Here is a 17938-nt window from a genome sequence, read left to right as displayed (position 1 = left end):
CGCCCCTTGTCCGCGTCCTGCGAAAGGCACCCACCCCCGTGACCCTCACGAACTCCGAGGCGATCGACACAGAGCCCACGAAGCCGCAGGCACAGCGACGTGCCAGCGGCGGTGGTCTCGGTCGGTACGTCTTCGTCCGCTTCCTCCTCATCTTCCCGACCGTGTTCATCCTGGTGACACTGGTCTTCTTCCTGATGCGCGTCGTCGGGAACCCGATCACCGCGTCCGTCGGCGGGCGTCTCACGCCGACGCAGCTGCAGGAACGCCTGCACGCCGCCGGGTACGACCGCCCGGTGATCGTCCAGTACCTCGAGTACCTCGGGCAGATCGTCCGCGGTGACTTCGGCTCGTCGGTCACCGACAACCGCCCGGTCACCGAGATCATCCTGCAGTACGGCGGCGCGACCGCGGAGCTCGTGTTCTACGCGCTCATCGTCGCCCTCGTGCTCGGCATCCCGCTCGGCATGCTCGCCGCGTACCTGCGCGACAAGTGGCCGGACGTGCTGCTCCGCGCGCTCGCGATCCTGACGTACGCGACGCCGGTGTTCTTCGGCGGCCTGCTGCTCAAGCTCGTGTTCTCGGTCTGGCTCGGGTGGCTGCCGCTCGGCGACCGGGCGTCGACCCGCGCGCAGCTCATCCTCGACCGGATCGAGAACCCCACCGGCGTGTTCCTCATCGACGCGATCCGCACCGGCAACGGCCAGATCATCAGCGACGTGCTCCAGCACGCGGTCCTGCCGGCGCTGACGCTGGGCCTGCTGACGGCGGGCATCTTCCTGCGCCTGGTGCGCGCGAACATGATCGGCTCGCTCGGCTCCGAGTACGTCGACGCCGCACGGTCGCGCGGTGTGCGCGAGTCGCGGCTCGTCCGGACGCACGCGTTCCGCCCGGCCCTCGTGCCGATCATCACCGTGATGGGCCTGCAGATCGCCATGCTGCTCGGCGGCTCGGTGCTCACCGAGACGACCTTCGGCTGGCGCGGGCTCGGCTTCGAGCTCAACCAGTACCTGTCCGCCCGTGACTTCGTCGCCGTGCAGGGCATCGTCGCGATGCTGGCGGTGATCGTCGCCGTCACGAACTTCGTCGTCGACGTCGTCGCGGCGCTCATCGACCCGAGAGTGAGGTTCTGACGATGTCCGACATCACCCTCGTCGACCGCCACGAGCCGCTGTGGAAGCGGCTCCCCGTCGTCGTCCAGCTCCGTCGGAGCACCGGATGGCAGCGCGCCATGCTCATCGTCGGCGTGGTCATCTGCGCCCTCTACCTGCTCGTCGCGGTCTTCGCCCCGCTCATCGCGCCGTACGGCTTCGGTGACCAGCAGGGCGCGGACGGCACGAACTTCCCGCGTACCGGTGCCCCGAGCGCCGAGCACATCTGGGGCACGACCGTCGGCGGCCTCGACGTCTTCAGCCGGGTCGTCTACGGCGCCAGGACCGCGGTGCTCGTCGTCATCGTCGCCGTCGTCGTCTCGATCGCGATCGGTGTCGTCCTCGGCATGATCTCCGGGTACATCGGTGGCTGGCTCGACCGCGTCCTCGTGGTCGTCGCCGACGCCATCTACGCCTTCCCGTCCCTCCTGCTCGCGATCGTCGTCTCGATCGTGGTCTCCGGGGGCAACTCGGACTACTGGGGCGGCATCACGGCCGCGGCGATCTCGATCACCGTGGTCTACATCCCGCAGTACTTCCGCGTGGTCCGCGCCGAGGCCGTGCGCCTGAAGAACGACGCCTTCGTGGAGTCGGCCCGCGTGATCGGCACGAACCCGTGGCGCATCATGACCCGCCACGTGCTCCGGAACTCGACCAGGTCCCTGCCGCTCATCCTCACCCTGAACGCCAGCGACGCGGTGCTGACCCTGGCCGGCCTCGGCTTCCTCGGGTTCGGCATCGGCCCGACCCAGGGCGCCGAGTGGGGCTACGACCTCAGCCGCGCGCTGTCCGACGTCGCAAGCGGCGTCTGGTGGACCGGCGTCTACCCGGGCATCGCGATCGTGCTGCTCGTCCTCGGGGTCACGTTCATCGGCGAGAGCCTCAACGACATCTCCGATCCCCGTCTGCGTGCGCGCCGACGGCTGAAGCAGCTGGTCTCCACGCGCGACAAGGCGACCAGCGCGGAAGGGGCAGCAGCATGACCGACGCAGCCATCCCTGCACAGCACGGCAGGACCGACCGGGCCACGAGCCTCCAGGCCGGCACCGACCGGAACGAGCCGGTGGTCGTCGTCGACGACCTCACCGTCACCTTCGCGACCGACGGCGGCGCCGTCGACGCGGTCAAGGGCGTCACCATCGACGTCCGCCCCGGCGAGGTCCTCGCCCTGGTCGGCGAGTCCGGCTCCGGCAAGTCCGTGACGGCGCGGAGCATGCTCCGGCTGATGCCCGAGACGGCGACGCTCGGCGGCGCCGTGTTCCTCGACGGCACCGACGTCGTGTCCGTCGGGTCGCAGAAGCTGCGGGAACTCCGCGGCACCGCCGGCGCGATGGTGTTCCAGGAGCCGTCGACGGCACTGAACCCGGTCTTCACCGTCGGGTGGCAGATCGCCGAGGGCCTCCGGGCGCACGGCGGCGTCTCGAAGAAAGAGGCGCGCGCGAAGGCGATCGACTACCTGCGCCGCGTCGGCATCCCCGACCCCGAGCAGCGCGTCGACCACTACCCGCACCAGTTCTCCGGCGGGCAGAAGCAGCGCGTCGTGATCGCGAGCGCCCTGGCCCTCGAGCCGAGCGTCATCATCGCCGACGAGCCGACCACCGCCCTCGACGTGACGGTGCAGGCCGAGATCCTCGACCTGCTGCGTCGCTGCCGTGACGAGTTCGGTGCGGCGATCGTCATCATCACGCACAACATGGGCGTCGTCGCCGACCTGGCCGACCGCGTCGCCGTGATGTACCAGGGCGAGATCGTCGAGGAGGCCCCGGTCGCCCAGCTCTTCGGCGACCCGCAGGCCGACTACACGAAGCGCCTGCTGGCGGCCGTGCCCCGGCTCGAGGCGAGCACCGGGGTCGCCCGGCGTGCCCTCATCACCGAGGACGTCGAACCCGTCGTCTCCGCCAGGGGCCTGGAGATCGAGTACCCCGGCCGCTTCGGCGCGCCGGCGTTCCGCGCGGTCAAGGGCGTCGACCTGGCGATCCGGCCCGGCGAGGTCCTCGGCCTGGTGGGGGAGTCCGGCTCCGGCAAGACCACCATCGGCCGGGCCATCGCCGGCCTGACGAAGATCACCGGTGGCTCGCTCAACGTCCTCGGCACCGAGATGCTCGGGTACAAGGAGCGGGACTTCAAGCGGCTGCGGAAGGACATCGGGTTCGTCTTCCAGGACCCGGCGACGTCCTTCAACCCGCTGCTGACGATCGCCGAGTGCGTCGCCGAGCCGCTCGTCGTGCACGGCGTGGCGTCCTCGCCCCGGTCCGCGCGCAAGCAGGTCGACGAGCTGATGGAGGCCGTGCAGCTGCCCGCCGCCTACGGCGACCGGTACCCGCACGAGCTCTCCGGTGGGCAGCGCCAGCGCGCCTCGCTCGCCCGGTCGCTCGCGCTCCGGCCGAAGCTGCTCATCGCCGACGAGCCGACGAGCGCGCTCGACGTGTCGGTGCAGGCCCGCGTGCTGGAGCTCTTCCTCGAGCTGCAGCAGGACTTCGGCTTCGCGTCGCTGTTCATCAGCCACGACCTGGCGGTCGTGGGCGCGCTCTCCGACCGCATCGCCGTGCTCTACCGCGGTGACCTGGTCGAGACGGGCACGACGGCTGAGGTCCTCGGCTCGCCGCAGCACCCGTACACGCAGCGGCTCCTGGCGTCGCTGCCGGTGCCCGACCCGGCAGAGCAGGCGGAGCGACGGCGTACGCTGGAACGACTGGACCGCGCCGGGTCCTGACACCCGGCCCACCCGCCCTGGAGGCCCCACTCGCGTCGATGACGCAGGTCGAGCCTCCAGGGTGGTCCCGTCCAGAGCACCACGTACGTCGCGCGGACACCCGCTGTCCGCGCTGCGTCGCCAGGGGGCGGCGCGGAGAGGGTTCCATGAGCGGGGTCAACGGCCCGGCGGTCGTCGCCGACGACGTCTCCATCGAGTACCGGGTCCCCGGCGGACGCCCCATCCGGGCGGTCGACGGGGTGACGCTAACCGTCGGGACCGGCGAGATCCTCGCGGTCCTCGGCGAGTCCGGCTCCGGCAAGTCGAGCTTCGCCGCGGCGGTGGCCGGCCAGCTCGGCGCCCGCGGCGAGGGCGAGGGGGCGCACCGACGGCACATCGTCGGCGGCGAGCTGACCGTGCTCGGGCAGCGGATCCGCGGGCTGCGGCCGTCGTCCCGTCGCCTCGGTCGCCTGACCGGCCGGATCGGGTACCTCCCGCAGGACGCCGCCGACCGGCTGACCCCCGACCTGACCGTCGGCGAGGCCATCGCGGAGCCGATCTACGCCCGTGACCGTCGCTTCGACCGCAAGGAGGCCGGGCTCATCGTGGCGCGGCTCGTCGACGCCGTGCACCTGCCGCTCGGCGTCATGCGGCTCAACACGTGGGAGCTCTCGAGCGGGCAGCGGCAGCGCGTGGCGTTGGCGCAGGCGCTCGTCCTCGAACCCCAGCTGCTCGTCGCCGACGAACCAGCCCGTGGTGTGGACGTGCTCGTGCGGCAGTCCGTGCTCGAGGCCCTCGCGAGCCTCCAGCGCAACCGGCAGTTCTCGGCGGTCGTCGTGTCGAGCGACCTCCGTGAAGCCCGTGCCCTCGCCGACCGGGTCGCGGTCATGGCCGAGGGGCGACTCGTCGGCCTCGGCACCTTCGACGAGGTCCTCGACAGCCCGGTCGACCCGTACGTCCGGACGCTCGCCGCCACCGCGGCACGCCCGGTGAAGCGCGCGACGACCGCTGGTGCCGCGACCGGTGCCGCTCCCCGTCGTTCCGCCGCACCCCGCCGCCCGGCGACCGCCGGTGCCGGCACCAGCACCCCCCGACAGGAGCAGCAGTGAGCGACACCGACGTCCAGCCCCGCGGTCACCGAGCCGTCGTCACCGACGCCGGAGCGCCCCTCCCCGTGGGCCCGCCCGCAGCCGGCCCCGTGGCGATCCTGCCGGCGCCGACCGACCTGCACGTCTCGGCGGTGACCGACGCCGGCGGGACGGTCGCCGACCTCGGCGAGGACACCCGCGGGATCGTCTGGCTCGACGCCCGGGACCCGTCCGGCCTCGCGCAGGCGCTGGAGTCCGCGCCGTCGGTGTCCTGGGTGCAGCTGCCCTTCGCCGGGGTCGACGCCTTCGCGCACCTGATCCGCGAGCACGGCGACCGGGTCCTGTTCACCTCGGCCAAGGGCGCGTACGCGGAGCCCGTCGCCGAGCACGCGCTCGCGCTGACCCTCGCCACGCTGCGGGTGCTGCCCAAGCGTGCCCGGGTGCGGTCGTGGGGGACCGAGCCCGAGGGCGTCTCGCTCTACGGCCGTTCCGTGGTGGTCATCGGTGCCGGGGGCATCGCGCTGGAGTACCTCCGGCTGCTCGCGCCGTTCGAGGTCGACGTCACCGTGGTCCGTCGCTCCTCCGCGCCGGTGCCGGGGGCTGCCCGTACCGTGACGACGGACGAGCTCGACGCCGTGTTGCCGCACGCCGACGTCGTGATGATCGCCGCCGCGATGACCGACGACACGTCCAAGCTGTTCGGCGCGTCGCAGTTCTCGCTCATGAAGCCCTCGGCACGGCTCGTGAACATCGCCCGCGGTGGCCTCGTCGACACCGACGCCCTGGTGGAGGCCCTGCACGCCGGGGAGATCGCCGGTGCCGGTCTCGACGTGACCGACCCGGAGCCCCTGCCCGACGGTCACCCGCTGTGGGACGCCCCCGGTGTCGTCATCACCCCGCACCAGGCGGACACCCCGGAGATGGTGGAGCCGCTGCTCGCCGAGCGGGTGCGGCACAACGTGACGGCGTTCCTGACGGAGTCCGGCGAGGGCTTCGTCGGCGTCGTGGACCCGGCCGCCGGGTACTGATCACGGACCGCGCTGCCCGGGGTCGTCCGCGCGGCACGCCCGGGGTGTGTGTCGGATGCGCGGGACCCGTTCGATGTCCTGCTATGCTGGTACCCGTTGTCCGGGCCGGTTCCGGCAGGGCAGCTGATCCTCGATAGCTCAATTGGCAGAGCAGCCGGCTGTTAACCGGCAGGTTGTTGGTTCGAGTCCAACTCGGGGAGCGTCAGGCCCTCACCGTCAGGTGGGGGCCTTTTCGTTTCCCGGTGCTCGTGCTGCCGGTGCTCGTTCGCCCGGTGGTCGTGCTGTTTGTTCGGAGCAGTCGCTCATGTGGCGGACGCTCCTACCTGTTAGCGTTCACAGGTGCCTGCTGTCCGTCGTTCCACCGTCGCCGCGCTCTCCGCCGCGGTGCTCGTGGTGTGCGGCCTCGCCGGGTGCACGGTGCAGGCGGAGTCCGAGCCGGACGACGCGGTCGACAGCACGCCCTCGTCGCAGGTCGAGGCCTCCGGCACCTCGCCGATCGTCTTCGCGTTCGTCTGCCGTGTCGACGACTCGGACCGGACGGAGACCTACACGACGTACTCCGCCGTGTGGAAGGACGCCCGCTCCCGGTGCCGTGCCGAGCGCATCACGGGGACCGAGGCGTCGGCGCAGCAGCGGGCAGCGGTCCGCGCGACGGACGGGGCGGCATCGCTCGAGGACCTCGCGACGACCTGTGCGGTGACCGGCCGTGGCCCGTGGACGTCGTCCGTCACCTCCGCGCGGGACGCCCGCGTCGCCGCCGGCCTGGCGGAGTACTGCCCTGGGCACCCGGAGATGGACCACCTGCACGACGCGATCGCGGCGTACCGGGGCTGAGCCGAGCCTCCTGGCCGGGTGGCAGCCCTCCGGGAGTTGGCGGGGTCAGCCCTCCGCGAGTTGGCGGGGTCAGCCCTCCGGGTGGTCGCGACCGGGCAGCCAGGACTGTCCGGGGACGCCCCAGCTGTGCTTCTTGACCGCCTTCTGCAGCTGCTTGGCGTGCGGGTGGACCAGGCGGTCCGTGTAGAGCAGCCCGTCGAGGTGGTCGTACTCGTGCTGGAAGACGCGCGCGAGCCAGCCGTGGGCCTCGATCTCGAACGGTTCCCCGTGCTCGTCGACCGCGCGGAGCAGGGCGCCCTCGGAGCGGCGGAGCGGGAAGCGGAGGCCGGGGACGGAGAGGCAGCCCTCGGACTCCTCGTCCTCGTCCAGTTCCTCCACGGACTCCGGTTCCGGGGGAGTGATCCACAGGACCGGGTTCACCGCGGCACCGCGCCAGTGCACGCCGTCATCATCGACGTATGAGTACACGAACAGCCGCTTGTCCACCCCGACCTGGGGTCCGGCCAGTCCGACGCCCGGTGCCAGGTCCATGGTCTCGAACATGTCCGCCACCAGTGCGCGCAGGTCGTCGTCGAAGACGGTGACCTCCTCGGCGCGGTCGTGCAGGACGGGTTCACCGGTGATGCGGATCGGGAGAACGGCCATTCACCCAGGTTATCGGGAGCAGGACGGTACCCTCGACCCGTGACGACGGACCTGCAGCTCCCGGACGCCGTGAGCAACCTGACGCCCTTCGCCGCGCTGATGATCCCCGTCGCACTCGTCGGCGCCGTGTTCCTGTCGCTCGGCGCGCAGTTCCAGAGCCGCGGCGTCAAGCGGGTCGAAGCCCGGCTCGGCAAGCAGCCGCAGGGGCTGAGCATCCGGCACGTCATGGCGCTGGTCTCGAGCGGGTACTGGGTCCTCGGCACGCTCATGCTCGGCATCGCCGTCGTGCTCCAGCTCACGAGCATCGCCTTCGCGCCGCTCATCGTCGTGCAGCCGCTCGGCGCGGTGGCGCTCGTCATCACCACGTGGTTCTCATCGCGGTCGTCCGGTGTCCCGCTTGGTCAGGCTGCTCGACGGGCCGTCTGGACCTGCATCGTCGGCGTCGGGATCTTCGTCGGGATCGCGGCGTTCGTCGGCCACGAGAGCGCGATCACTCGCGGCCAGCTCATCACCGTGCTGGTGATCCTGGCCGTCGTGCTGGTGCTGGTCCTTGTCTCGTTCCGTGTCGTCGCGAAGCACAAGAGCGCGCTGTACTACATCATCGGTGCCGGGGTGCTCTACGGCTTCGTCGCGACACTCGCCAAGGTCACCCTGAACCGGATCCTCAACCACACGTTCGACTGGGTCACGGTGCTGGCGATCGTCGGGGTGGTCGTCGCGGCCTCGCTCGGCGGGTACTTCGTGCAGAACGCCTACTCGGCGGGTTCGGCCGACCTGGTCATCGCAGGGCTCACCGTCGTCGACCCGATCGTGGCGGTCGGCATCGGGGTCATCGTGCTCGACGAGGCCGACGGGGCACCGCTCGTCGCCGTGCTCGGGTTCGTGGTGGCCGCCGCCATCGCCGTCACCGGGGTGTTCCTGCTCGCGAAGCACCACCCGGAGGCGCGGCGGTAGCAGCGTCCTGGTCCTCCGGTGGCCTTGTCGTCATCCCGGTGGGGGCGCTCGTCAGCCGCGCGGCTGACGTGCCCGGACAGAGGGGTACGGTAGCGTTCCGAATCCAGAGCAGCCCGGTACCCGACCACCACCGGTGCCGGACGAACGCCCAGGAGAGGACGACGCCCGCCGTGTCAGCAGACGCCACCCCCGTACCGCAGGAACACCCGGCAGCGCACCACCCGCTGCGGGTCCTCATGGCCGCCGACACGTTCGCACCGGACGTGAACGGTGCCGCGACCTTCACCGAGCAGCTCGCCGTCGGCCTGGCCGAACGCGGCCACGAGGTCCACATCATCGCCCCGGCCGCGAACCGCCACCACGGCACGTACGAGGAAGAGCACCACGGGGTCACCCTCACCGTGCACCGGCTGCCGTCCTACAAGTGGCCGCTCCACGCCTGGCTGCGCTTCGCCTGGCCCTGGACCGTCCGCCGGCACGTCGCACCGCTGATCGACGCGATCAGGCCCGACGTCGTCCACATCCAGTCGCACATCATCATCGGCCGCGGTGTCGCCCGTGAGGCCCACGACCGCGGCGTCCGCATCATCGCGACGAACCACTTCATGCCGGAGAACCTGCTCGAGTACACGCCGTTCGGTCGCTTCACGCTGCCGATCGCGCTGAAGATCGCCTGGAACGACGCCGCGAAGACCTACCGCCTCGCCGACGTGATCTCGACGCCGACGAACCTCGCTGCGGACTACCTCCGCAAGGCGATCGCCGGGCAGCGTGTCCTCGCGATCTCCTGCGGCATCGACGCCTCCCGGTACGTGGCGCGTGAGGGCCGCCCCGTCGGCAACGACATCGTGTTCGTCGGACGCGTCGCCCCGGAGAAGAACCTCGACGTCCTCCTCCGGGCGCTGCCGCTGCTGCCGGCGGAACTGCACGCCACGATCACGATCGTCGGCGACGGCGAGATGATCCCGAAGCTCACCGCCCAGGCGAAGGAGCTCGGCATCGAGGACCGCGTCACGTTCCTCGGGTTCGTCTCCGACGAGGTCAAGTACCGTGCGTTGACGAACGCCACCGTGTTCGCGATGCCCTCGACCGCCGAGCTGCAGAGCATCGCCTCGCTCGAGGGCATGGCGTCGGGACTCCCCGTCGTCGCGGCGGACTCGATGGCGCTGCCGCACCTCATCGACGGCAACGGGTACCTGTTCGCACCGGGCGACGAGCAGGACCTCGCCGCCAAGCTCGCGCTCGTCCTCACCGCGTCGGACGAGGACTACGTGGCCCTGCGCCAGCGCAGCCTGGCCATGATCGAGGCGCACGACATCAACCGCACGCTCGCTACATTCGAGGCGCTGTATCGTGGGGAGCCGGTGGCCTAGGCCTGCCGACGAGGGGCGGTAGCCAAGCTGGTCAAGGCAGTCTGCTCATAACGGAACGATTCGCGGGTTCGAGTCCCGCCCGCCCCACGTAGTCGCACCACCAGCGCGGGTTCGAGCCGTGCCGACGCTGGCCCGCCCCACGTAGTCGAATCGCAACCTGGCACGGGCCGGGTGCGCGAGGATCCGAAAGGCCGCCCGCCCACCATGCACCTGCGAAGCCGACGGAACGCGCCCCACGGCGTCGACAGCCCCGGCCCCACCCCCAACGTCGTGTTCGAGGCCTCCCGCGCCGGCACCGGTGTCCGTGTCAACGCCTTCCGCATCGGCTTCATGGGCGGCATCGGCGTCCTCGTGGCGCTCCTGGTCGGGTCCCTGATCGGCCAGCTCTCGACGGTCCTGGTCTACATCGGCGTCGCCCTGTTCATCGCGCTCGGTCTCGACCCCCTCGTCACGTTCATGGAGCGCTACGTCCCGCGCTGGCTCGCGATCCTCGCAGTCGTCGTCACCGTGCTGGCCGCCTTCGCAGGTGTGGTCTTCGCGGTGGTGCCGATCCTCATCAACCAGGCGACCAACCTGGTGCAGAACTTCCCGGAGATCGTGCAGGACCTCTCCCGCCAGCAGTGGGTGCAGGACCTGTCGAAGCAGCTCAACGGGTCGTTCGACGTCAACCACGCGCTGCAGTCGCTGCAGTCGTTCGTGGAGGACCCGGGCAACCTCCTGAGCCTCGGCGGCGGCATCCTCGCGGTGGGCAGCGGGATCCTCTCGGGCATCACCGGCGCCCTCATCGTGCTCATCCTGATGCTGTACTTCCTCGCGTCGATGCGGGGCATGAAGCGGATGATGTACCGCTTCGTCCCGGCGTCCCGCCGCGAGAACTACATCGCCGTCAGTGAGGAGGTCACCTCCTCCGTGGGCCGCTACGTCGTCGGACAGATCACCCAGGCCGGCATCAACGGCGTGCTGAGTCTCGCGCTGCTGATCATCATCGGCGCACCCCTGCCGGTGCTGCTCGCGACCTTCGCCTTCATCGGATCGCTCATCCCGCTGGTCGGCACGATCAGCGCCGCCATCGTCATCTCGCTGCTCTGCTTCTTCGCCTCACCGGCGACCGCGCTGGCCGCTGCGATCTACTACCTCGTCTACATGCAGGTCGAGTCGTACGTGATCTCCCCGCGCATCATGTCGCGCGCGGTCCAGGTGCCCGGTGCGCTCGTCGTCATCGCCGCCGTCGCCGGAGCCACCATCGGCGGCGTGCTCGGCGCCCTCGTGGCCGTCCCGGTCGCCGCGTCGGTGATCATCATCGTGCAGAAGGTCATCTACCCGCGGCAGGAGCAGGCATGACCGACGCCGAGGCCCGCGACCGCTGGGCACGCAGCGCCCGAGGCCCGCTGGCGCTCGTGAACAGCCAGCACGTCGACCAGCCGCAGCAGGTCTGGCCCGTGCCCGGCACCTGGGCACCCGCGGTCGGCGGTCTGCAGGTCACCGCGGCTGCATCGGACGGCATCGTCGTCGACGGCGTCCCCGTCGACAGCACGGTCCTGGTCGCCGGTGACGACGCGGTCGTCGCGTCCACCGTCACCTTCCCCGACGGCATGGCCGCCACGGTCGCCGCCTCCGGTGCTGGCCACACCCTCCGGGTCTGGGACCCGGGGGCCGAGGCGATCACCCGCTTCGCGCGCATCGACCGGTTCCCTCCGTCGGACCTGGTCACCTCCGGCAGGTACACACCGGTCGACCGCCAGGAGGCTCGGGGGAGCGTCCTCGACGCCGCCGGCGAACCGCTCGTGGTCGCCGGCACGATCGACACCACAATCCGCGGTGAGATCGCCAGGATCCTTGCGGTCCGCTCGGCACCGTTCGGCGGGTCGGCACGGCTGCAGCTCATCGTCCAGGACGCCACCAGTGCGCTGCCCGAGGACGACCCGGGCAGCTCGTACTCGATGGGGCGGTTCCTGTTCGTCGCCGACCCGGGCGGTCCGGCCGAGGTCGAGCTCGACTGGAACGACCTGGTCCTGCCGCCGTGCGCGTTCTCGTACCAGTACGCCTGCCCGATCCCGCCGCCGGAGAACCGCCTGACGGTCGCGCTCGAGGCCGGGGAACGGCATCCGCTCGACACCGACGGGGCCGTCTTCCACTGATCCGCCCGGTGTCCTTGCCGTACCCAGGCGGTGGGCTGCATAATGGGCGTGTCCGCGAGGACATCACAATCGCATATCGATGGTTCCGCAGTGCCTCGCACCAGGATCCTCCAGCACAGGTCGATGGGGAAGTCGCACCTGATGATCGGAGGAACCATGACCGGGACTGCGTCGGGAGTGCTCTACGTGCACTCCTCCCCACGCGCGCTCTGCCCCCATGTCGAATGGGCAGCAGGTCGCGCGATGAGTCGCGCCGTGAACTTCTCCTGGTTGGACCAGCCGGCGCAGGACGGCTCACGCCGCACTGAGTACACCTGGACGGGTGCGGTTGGTACGGGTGCCGCGATCGCCTCGGCCCTGCGCGGGTGGGAGCACCTCCGGTACGAGGTCACCGAGGAGCCCAGCGCCGCCTCTGACGGCGGCCGCTGGATGCACACGCCGGACCTCGGCGTCTTCTACGCGCAGACCGACGTCACCGGCAACATGGTCATCCCCGAGGACCGCGTCCGGTACGCCATGGAGGTCGCCGGCAGCAACGCCCTCGAGCTCCACCGCGAACTGCGACTGGCGCTCGGGCAGGCCTGGGACGACGAGCTCGAACCGTTCCGCCACGCTGCCGAGGGCAACCCCGTCGTCTGGCTCCACCGCGTGGGCTGACACACCCCTGTCACGCCGAGACGCCCCCGTCTCGCGAAGGAGTCCTCCTCCTGACCCGCGCTGAGACGCCCCTGTCTGTCTGAGACACCCCCGATCCCGCGAGACGCCGCCGAAAACGGCGGCGTCTCGTGTGTCCGGGGGCGTTTCACGGAGACAGGGGTGTTCCGCGCAGACAGGGGTGTCTCGGGCAGCCCGAGCTTCGCCCAGACAAGACCGTCTCGTGCAGACAGGACCGTCTCGCCGCAGACAGGACCGTCTCCAGCCGACCGAGCCTCGCCGAGACAGGACCGTTTCGCGGAGACAGGGGTGTTCCGCGCAGACAGGGGCGTCTCGGGGAGGTGGGGTGAGTGCCGGGGGTGGGGTGAGCCTCCCGGCTGGACAGCAGAACGGCCGCAACCCGCGTGGGCTGCGGCCGTTCGTGTCGTGGGTCAGACGGAGCGGAACGCGACGACCGCGTTGTGCCCACCGAAGCCGAACGAGTTGCTCACCGCGAGCAGGTCGCCGGCCGGGAGCTCGCGCGGCGAGGTCGCGACGTCCATGACGATCTCCGGGTCCTGCTCGGTGAGGTTGATCGTCGGCGGTGCGACACGGTTGTGGAGCGCGAGGGCGGTGAAGACGGCCTCGATCGCACCGGCACCACCGAGGAGGTGACCGGTCGACGCCTTGGTCGCCGAGACGACGACCGAGTCGAGGTGGTCACCGAAGACCCGGCGCATGGCGTGGTACTCGGCGATGTCACCGACGGGCGTCGACGTGGCGTGGGCGTTGACGTGGACGACGTCCTCGCGCGAGGCGCCGGCGTGCTCGAGCGCCATCAGGACGGCACGGGCCGCAGCGCTGCCCTCGGGGTCCGGGGCCGTGATGTGGAAGGCGTCGGAGGTGATGCCGGCACCGGCGACCTCGGCGTAGATCCTCGCTCCGCGGGCCTCGGCGTGCTCCTTGGTCTCGAGGATGAGCGCCGCGGCACCGTCCGCGAGCACGAAGCCGTCGCGCGTGACGTCGTACGGACGCGACGCGGTCTCGGGGGAGTCGTTGCGCCGGGACAGCGCCTGCATCGCGGCGAACGAGGCGAGCGGCATCGGGTGCAACGCAGCCTCGGCGCCACCGGCGATGACGATGTCGGCCTCACCGGTCGCGACGTGGCGGTAGGCCTCGGCGAGGGACTCGGTCGACGACGCGCACGCCGAGAGATAGGTGCGAGCGCCACCGCGGGCGCCGAACTCCATCTCGATGGCCGCGGCGGGCCCGTTGGCCATGAGCATGGGCACCGTCATCGGGAGGACCCGGCGCGGGCCCTTCTCGCGGAGAGTGTCCCAGGCGTCGAGCAGCGTGTTGACGCCGCCGATGCCGGTGGCCCAGTCGACGATGAGGCGTTCGGGGACGACGGACTCGGCGTCGATGCCGGCGTCGGCCCAGGCTTCACGTGCGGCGATGAGCGAGAGCTGCGACGACGGGTCGAAGCGCTTGGTCTCGGGGCGCGTGAGCTGGTCGGTGATCCAGTGGCGCGCCTGGCCGGCGAACTCGACGGGGAGCTCGAGCGCGGCGAAGCGCGGGTCTTCGATCCTGGTGATGCCGGACTTGCCCGCGAGCAGGGCGTCCCAGGTCTCCGTGGCAGTCGCAGCGAGAGGGGTGATCGCACCGATCCCGGTGACGACGACGGTCTTGTTGGTCATGGAACGACTTGTCTCTTCAGTGGTGGACGTGGAGAACGCCGTGGCCGGGGACCGGGAGGTCGAGCCGGACCACGGCGTTCAGGGAAGTTCGTGTCAGGCCTGGGCCTTGACGATGAAGTCGACGGCGTCACCGACGGTCTTGAGGTTCTTGACCTCTTCGTCCGGGATCTTGACGTCGAACTTCTCTTCGGCGTTCACGACGATCGTCATCATCGAGATGGAGTCGATGTCGAGGTCGTCGGTGAAGGACTTGTCCGACTGCACCGTGTCGGTGGCGATGCCGGTCTCGTCGTTGATCAGCTCGGCCAGGCCGGCGAGGACTTCTTCGTTGGACAGGGCCATGATGGTGTCTCCTTGAGGGGGGTGTCGTTTGACCGTTGATCAGCCTAGGGCACGGGGTGGTCCCGCGCCCGCAGCCGTGCGGGACTGAGGGAAAGCGGATGTCCTACGGGAGGACGACGACCTGCGCCCCGAAGACGAGGCCGGCGCCGAACCCGATCTGCAGGGCGAGGCCGCCCGACAGCTCCGGGTGCTCCTCGAGCAGGCGGTGGGTGGCGAGCGGGATGCTCGCTGCTGAGGTGTTGCCGGTGGTCGTGATGTCGCGACCGATCATCACCGAGTCTGGGATGCCGAGCTGCTTCGCGAACTCGTCGATGATGCGGATGTTCGCCTGGTGCGGGACGAAGGCGGCGAGCTGGTCCGGACGGACGCCGGCGGTCTCGAGCGCTTCGCGGGCGACCTTGACCATCTCCCAGACGGCCCAGCGGAACACGGTCTGGCCGGCCTGCCGGATCGTCGGCCGCGCTGCACCCGCCTGCCACTCGTTGAAGGTCGCGGTCATGCCGATGGCGTCCCACTTGGAGCCGTCGGAGCCCCAGATCGTGGGGGCGATGCCGGGGAAGTCGCTCGGGCCGACGACCGCTGCGCCGGCACCGTCACCGAGCAGGAACGAGATCGAGCGGTCGGTGGGGTCGACGATGTCGCTGAGCTTCTCGGCGCCGACGACCAGCACGTGGTCGGCGATGCCGGACTTCACGAACGAGTCGGCCTGGGCGATGCCGTAGGCGTACCCGGCGCAGGCGGCGCTGATGTCGTACGCGGCGGCCGGCGTGGCACCGATGCGCTCGGCGAGCAGCGCGGCCATCGACGGGGTGGCGACGGTGTTCGTGACGGTGCTGACGAGCACGACGCCGATCTGGTCCGGGGTGAGACCGGCCTTGGCGATGGCCTCGAGCGACGCGGCCTCGGCGAGGTCGACGGCCTCGACGTCGGCGCCGGCGCGCATGCGCGTGACGATGCCGGTGCGCTGGCGGATCCACTCGTCGGACGAGTCGATCGGACCGATGAGGTCGTCGTTCGGCACGACGAGCTCGCCGCGGGCGGCGCCGAACGCCATGATGCGGCTGAACTCGTGACCGCGGCGCTGCGCGAGCACGGGGCGCGCGGCGGGCTGGGCGGAGGAGTCGGGAGTGAGGGTCATGCGGGTACCTCTTCGGTCGTGAGGAGCTCGATCGCGGCAGGCAGGTCCTCGGGGGACTTGACCGCGACGGTCGGGGTGCCGCGGAGGCCGCGCTTGGCGAGCCCCACGAGGGCACCGGCGGGTGCGAGTTCGATGATCCCGGTGACGCCGGCCTGCTGGAAGGACGTCATGACGGCGTCCCAGTGCACGGGGCTGGCGATCTGCTGGACCATGAGGTCGACGAACCGACGGCCGTCGTCGACGCGGGAGCCGTCGGCGTTGGTCCAGATCGGCAGGGTGGGGTCCGTGACGGCAGCGGCGGCGGCGACGGGTGCGACACGCTCGACCGCCGGGGCCATGTACCGGGTGTGGAACGCACCGGCGACGGCGAGCGGGATCACCCGGGCCTTCGTCGGGGGAGCGGCGACGAGCGCGGCGACGGCGTCCGCGCTGCCGGCGACGACCGTCTGGCCGCCGCCGTTGTGGTTCGCCGGCACGAGGCCGTGGGCGTCGAGGGCCTGGGCGACCTCGTCGGGGTCGCCACCGAGGACGGCCGCCATCGAGGTGGGTTCGAGTGCTGCGGCGTCCGCCATGGCCCGGCCGCGCTCGGCGACGAGGGCGACGGCGTCGGTGGGCTGCAGGATGCCCGCGACCGCGGCGGCGGTGAACTCGCCGACCGAGTGGCCGGCCACACCGCCGACGTGGGCACGGCGGCCGTCGGCCAGGAGGGCGTCGGCCGTGATGAGCCCGGCGGCGACGATGAGCGGCTGCGCGAGCGCGGTGTCCTTGATGGTCTCCGCGTCGGACTCGGTGCCGTGCTTTGCGAGGTCGACGCCGATGGCCTCGGACCACGCTCCGACACGGTCACGGACGGCGGCGTCCTCGAGCCAGGGCGCGAGGAATCCGGGGGTCTGGGAGCCCTGTCCGGGCGCGACGACGACGATCACCGAACAATCCTTGCCCTCGGGGAGAGCCGCGCCCGTGTGGACTCCCGACACGAAACGGGTCGAGACATTGTGGGACCTCTACCGTCGGCCGACGCGGCGACGACCGGCGGACGACTCCGACATCGCCCCGAGGATGAGCGCCGACTGCACGATGAGGGCGTCACGGGCGTGGGTGGCGTCCCAGCCGATGATGTCCGCGACGCGGCGAAGGCGGTAGCGCACGGTGTTCGGGTGGACGAAGAGCTCCCGCGCGGTGGCCTCGAGCGAGCGGCCGGTGTCGAGGTAGCACCAGAGCGTCTGCAGGAGTTCGGTGGACTGGTCCTTCAGCGGCACGTAGATGCGCTGGACCAGGGCCGACCGGGCGAGCGGGTCGCCAGCGAGGGCCCGTTCGGGGAGCAGGTCGTCGGCGAGGGCGGGACGAGGAGCACCCCGCCAGGCGCGGGCCACGGCGAACCCGGCCAGGGCGGCCTTGGCGGACGTCGAGGCGTCGACGACCCCGGTGACCTCGTTGCCGAGCACCAGGTGACCCTCGCCGAAGAGCGGTTCGAGCGACTGCGCGATGGCCGTGAAGGACACCGGCTCCTCGCCCTCGGGGACGTCGTCCCGCGGCGTGGCCCGGCCGATCACGACGACGAGCCGGGAGCCCTGCACGCCGATGAGCACGTCGGCGTCCATGTGCCGTGCGGTCCGGCGGACCTGGTCGACCTCGAGCTGCTTCGGGGCGGTGCCGACGAGCACCGCGACCTCGCCGTGGCCGTGCCACCCGAGGGCGGCGATGCGCGAGGGCAGTTCGTCGTCGTACTCGCCGGAGAGGATCGAGTCGACCACGAGGGCCTCGAGCCGGGCGTCCCACAGCCCGCGGGCCTCGGCCGCCCGGGCGTAGACGTCGGCGGCCGCGAAGGCGATGTCCCGCGAGTACTTCAAGATGGCCTCTTGCAGCATCTCGTCGTCCTTGGCGCGTTCCTCCACCACGGTCACGACGACGCGGATGAGCTGCAGGGTCTGCTGCAGGCTCACCGACCGCAGGAGCTCCCGCGGCGCGGACCCGAAGACGTCGGCCGCGGCGATCCACGGCGTGGAGGCACTGCCTTCGAGCCAGGAGATGAACGAGGTGATGCCGGCCTGCGCCACCATGCCGACGGCGGAACGGCGCCCCGGGGGCATCTCGCTGTACCAGGGGAGCGTGTCCTCGAGCCGCTTGATGGTGGCGGTGGAGAGCTCGCCCGACACCTGCCGGAGCCAGGAGAGCGCCCGTTCACGGTCGTTCTCCCGGCTCGCGGCGTCGGTGCGGACAGTCGTCAC

General features: G+C 71.1%; 17 protein-coding genes and 2 tRNA genes. 13 read left to right on the top strand and 6 right to left on the bottom strand.

The genetic code is table 11. From position 1 onward, the window contains the following. Positions 1-62: 62 nt before the first annotated feature. The 7 genes from BIU98_RS11535 (at position 63) to BIU98_RS11505 (ending at position 6790) form a co-directional block, all read left to right on the top strand. Positions 63-1130, top strand: a complete 1068-nt coding sequence (locus BIU98_RS11535) for an ABC transporter permease (RefSeq protein ID WP_217635698.1) — start codon at positions 63-65, stop codon at positions 1128-1130. A gap of 2 nt (positions 1131-1132) precedes the next feature. Next, positions 1133-2131 (top strand): ABC transporter permease, encoded by a 999-nt coding sequence (locus BIU98_RS11530; RefSeq protein WP_071275982.1) that lies wholly within the window; start codon positions 1133-1135, stop codon positions 2129-2131. After that, complete coding sequence (locus BIU98_RS11525; protein WP_254787871.1) at positions 2128-3861, top strand: ABC transporter ATP-binding protein; 1734 nt, start codon at positions 2128-2130, stop codon at positions 3859-3861. The genes BIU98_RS11530 and BIU98_RS11525 overlap by 4 nt, the downstream gene beginning before the upstream one ends. Before the next feature lie 146 nt (positions 3862-4007). Next, positions 4008-4949, top strand: a complete 942-nt coding sequence (locus BIU98_RS11520; protein WP_071275980.1) for an ATP-binding cassette domain-containing protein — start codon at positions 4008-4010, stop codon at positions 4947-4949. Between the two features lie 65 nt (positions 4950-5014). Continuing rightward, on the top strand, positions 5015-5956 hold the full coding sequence (locus BIU98_RS11515; protein ID WP_254787893.1) for a D-isomer specific 2-hydroxyacid dehydrogenase family protein: 942 nt from the start codon (positions 5015-5017) through the stop codon (positions 5954-5956). 127 nt (positions 5957-6083) lie between these two features. After that, positions 6084-6156, top strand: a tRNA-Asn gene (locus tag BIU98_RS11510). A 139-nt stretch (positions 6157-6295) separates the two neighbouring features. Further along, positions 6296-6790, top strand: a complete 495-nt coding sequence (locus tag BIU98_RS11505; protein WP_071275977.1) for a hypothetical protein — start codon at positions 6296-6298, stop codon at positions 6788-6790. A 69-nt stretch (positions 6791-6859) separates the two neighbouring features. On the opposite strand, the gene def is transcribed toward BIU98_RS11505, so the two are convergent. Then, a complete protein-coding gene (gene def / locus BIU98_RS11500) occupies positions 6860-7435 on the bottom strand; it encodes a peptide deformylase (RefSeq protein ID WP_071275975.1) in 576 nt (191 codons plus the stop codon). Between the two features lie 39 nt (positions 7436-7474). On the opposite strand from def, the gene BIU98_RS11495 reads away from it, so the two are divergent. The 6 genes from BIU98_RS11495 (at position 7475) to BIU98_RS11470 (ending at position 12557) form a co-directional block, all read left to right on the top strand. Continuing rightward, complete coding sequence (locus BIU98_RS11495; protein ID WP_175481341.1) at positions 7475-8389, top strand: multidrug DMT transporter permease; 915 nt, start codon at positions 7475-7477, stop codon at positions 8387-8389. Between the two features lie 170 nt (positions 8390-8559). Further along, entirely contained in the window at positions 8560-9762 is a 1203-nt protein-coding gene (locus BIU98_RS11490) for a glycosyltransferase (RefSeq protein ID WP_071275973.1), read from the top strand. Between the two features lie 12 nt (positions 9763-9774). Next, positions 9775-9849: transfer RNA gene (locus BIU98_RS11485), tRNA-Ile, on the top strand. A gap of 117 nt (positions 9850-9966) precedes the next feature. Continuing rightward, entirely contained in the window at positions 9967-11103 is a 1137-nt protein-coding gene (locus tag BIU98_RS11480; protein ID WP_083393183.1) for an AI-2E family transporter, read from the top strand. Continuing rightward, complete coding sequence (locus BIU98_RS11475; RefSeq protein WP_071275971.1) at positions 11100-11900, top strand: DUF1684 domain-containing protein; 801 nt, start codon at positions 11100-11102, stop codon at positions 11898-11900. The genes BIU98_RS11480 and BIU98_RS11475 overlap by 4 nt, the downstream gene beginning before the upstream one ends. Positions 11901-12056: 156 nt before the next feature. Further along, on the top strand, positions 12057-12557 hold the full coding sequence (locus BIU98_RS11470) for a DUF3145 domain-containing protein (protein ID WP_083393218.1): 501 nt from the start codon (positions 12057-12059) through the stop codon (positions 12555-12557). Between the two features lie 428 nt (positions 12558-12985). On the opposite strand, the gene BIU98_RS11465 is transcribed toward BIU98_RS11470, so the two are convergent. The 5 genes from BIU98_RS11465 to BIU98_RS11445 all read right to left on the bottom strand — a co-directional run bounded on the left by BIU98_RS11465 (position 12986) and on the right by BIU98_RS11445 (position 17938). Then, the gene (locus BIU98_RS11465) at positions 12986-14230 is read right to left on the bottom strand and encodes a beta-ketoacyl synthase (RefSeq protein ID WP_071275969.1); all 1245 of its coding nucleotides are present in this window, start codon (positions 14228-14230) and stop codon (positions 12986-12988) included. A gap of 93 nt (positions 14231-14323) precedes the next feature. Then, entirely contained in the window at positions 14324-14572 is a 249-nt protein-coding gene (locus tag BIU98_RS11460) for an acyl carrier protein (RefSeq protein WP_071275967.1), read from the bottom strand. Between the two features lie 103 nt (positions 14573-14675). After that, entirely contained in the window at positions 14676-15626 is a 951-nt protein-coding gene (locus BIU98_RS11455; RefSeq protein ID WP_071276501.1) for a beta-ketoacyl-ACP synthase III, read from the bottom strand. Between the two features lie 80 nt (positions 15627-15706). Next, positions 15707-16636, bottom strand: coding sequence for an ACP S-malonyltransferase (locus BIU98_RS11450; RefSeq protein WP_071275965.1), 930 nt, complete (start codon positions 16634-16636; stop codon positions 15707-15709). Positions 16637-16714: 78 nt separating this feature from the next. Beyond that, positions 16715-17938, bottom strand: a complete 1224-nt coding sequence (locus BIU98_RS11445) for a CdaR family transcriptional regulator (RefSeq protein ID WP_071275963.1) — start codon at positions 17936-17938, stop codon at positions 16715-16717.

This window comes from Curtobacterium sp. MMLR14_010, assembly GCF_001865015.1.
Lineage (GTDB): Bacteria > Actinomycetota > Actinomycetes > Actinomycetales > Microbacteriaceae > Curtobacterium.
Note: the sequence above shows the minus strand (reverse complement) of the source record. Positions and strands in the feature narration are given on the sequence as shown.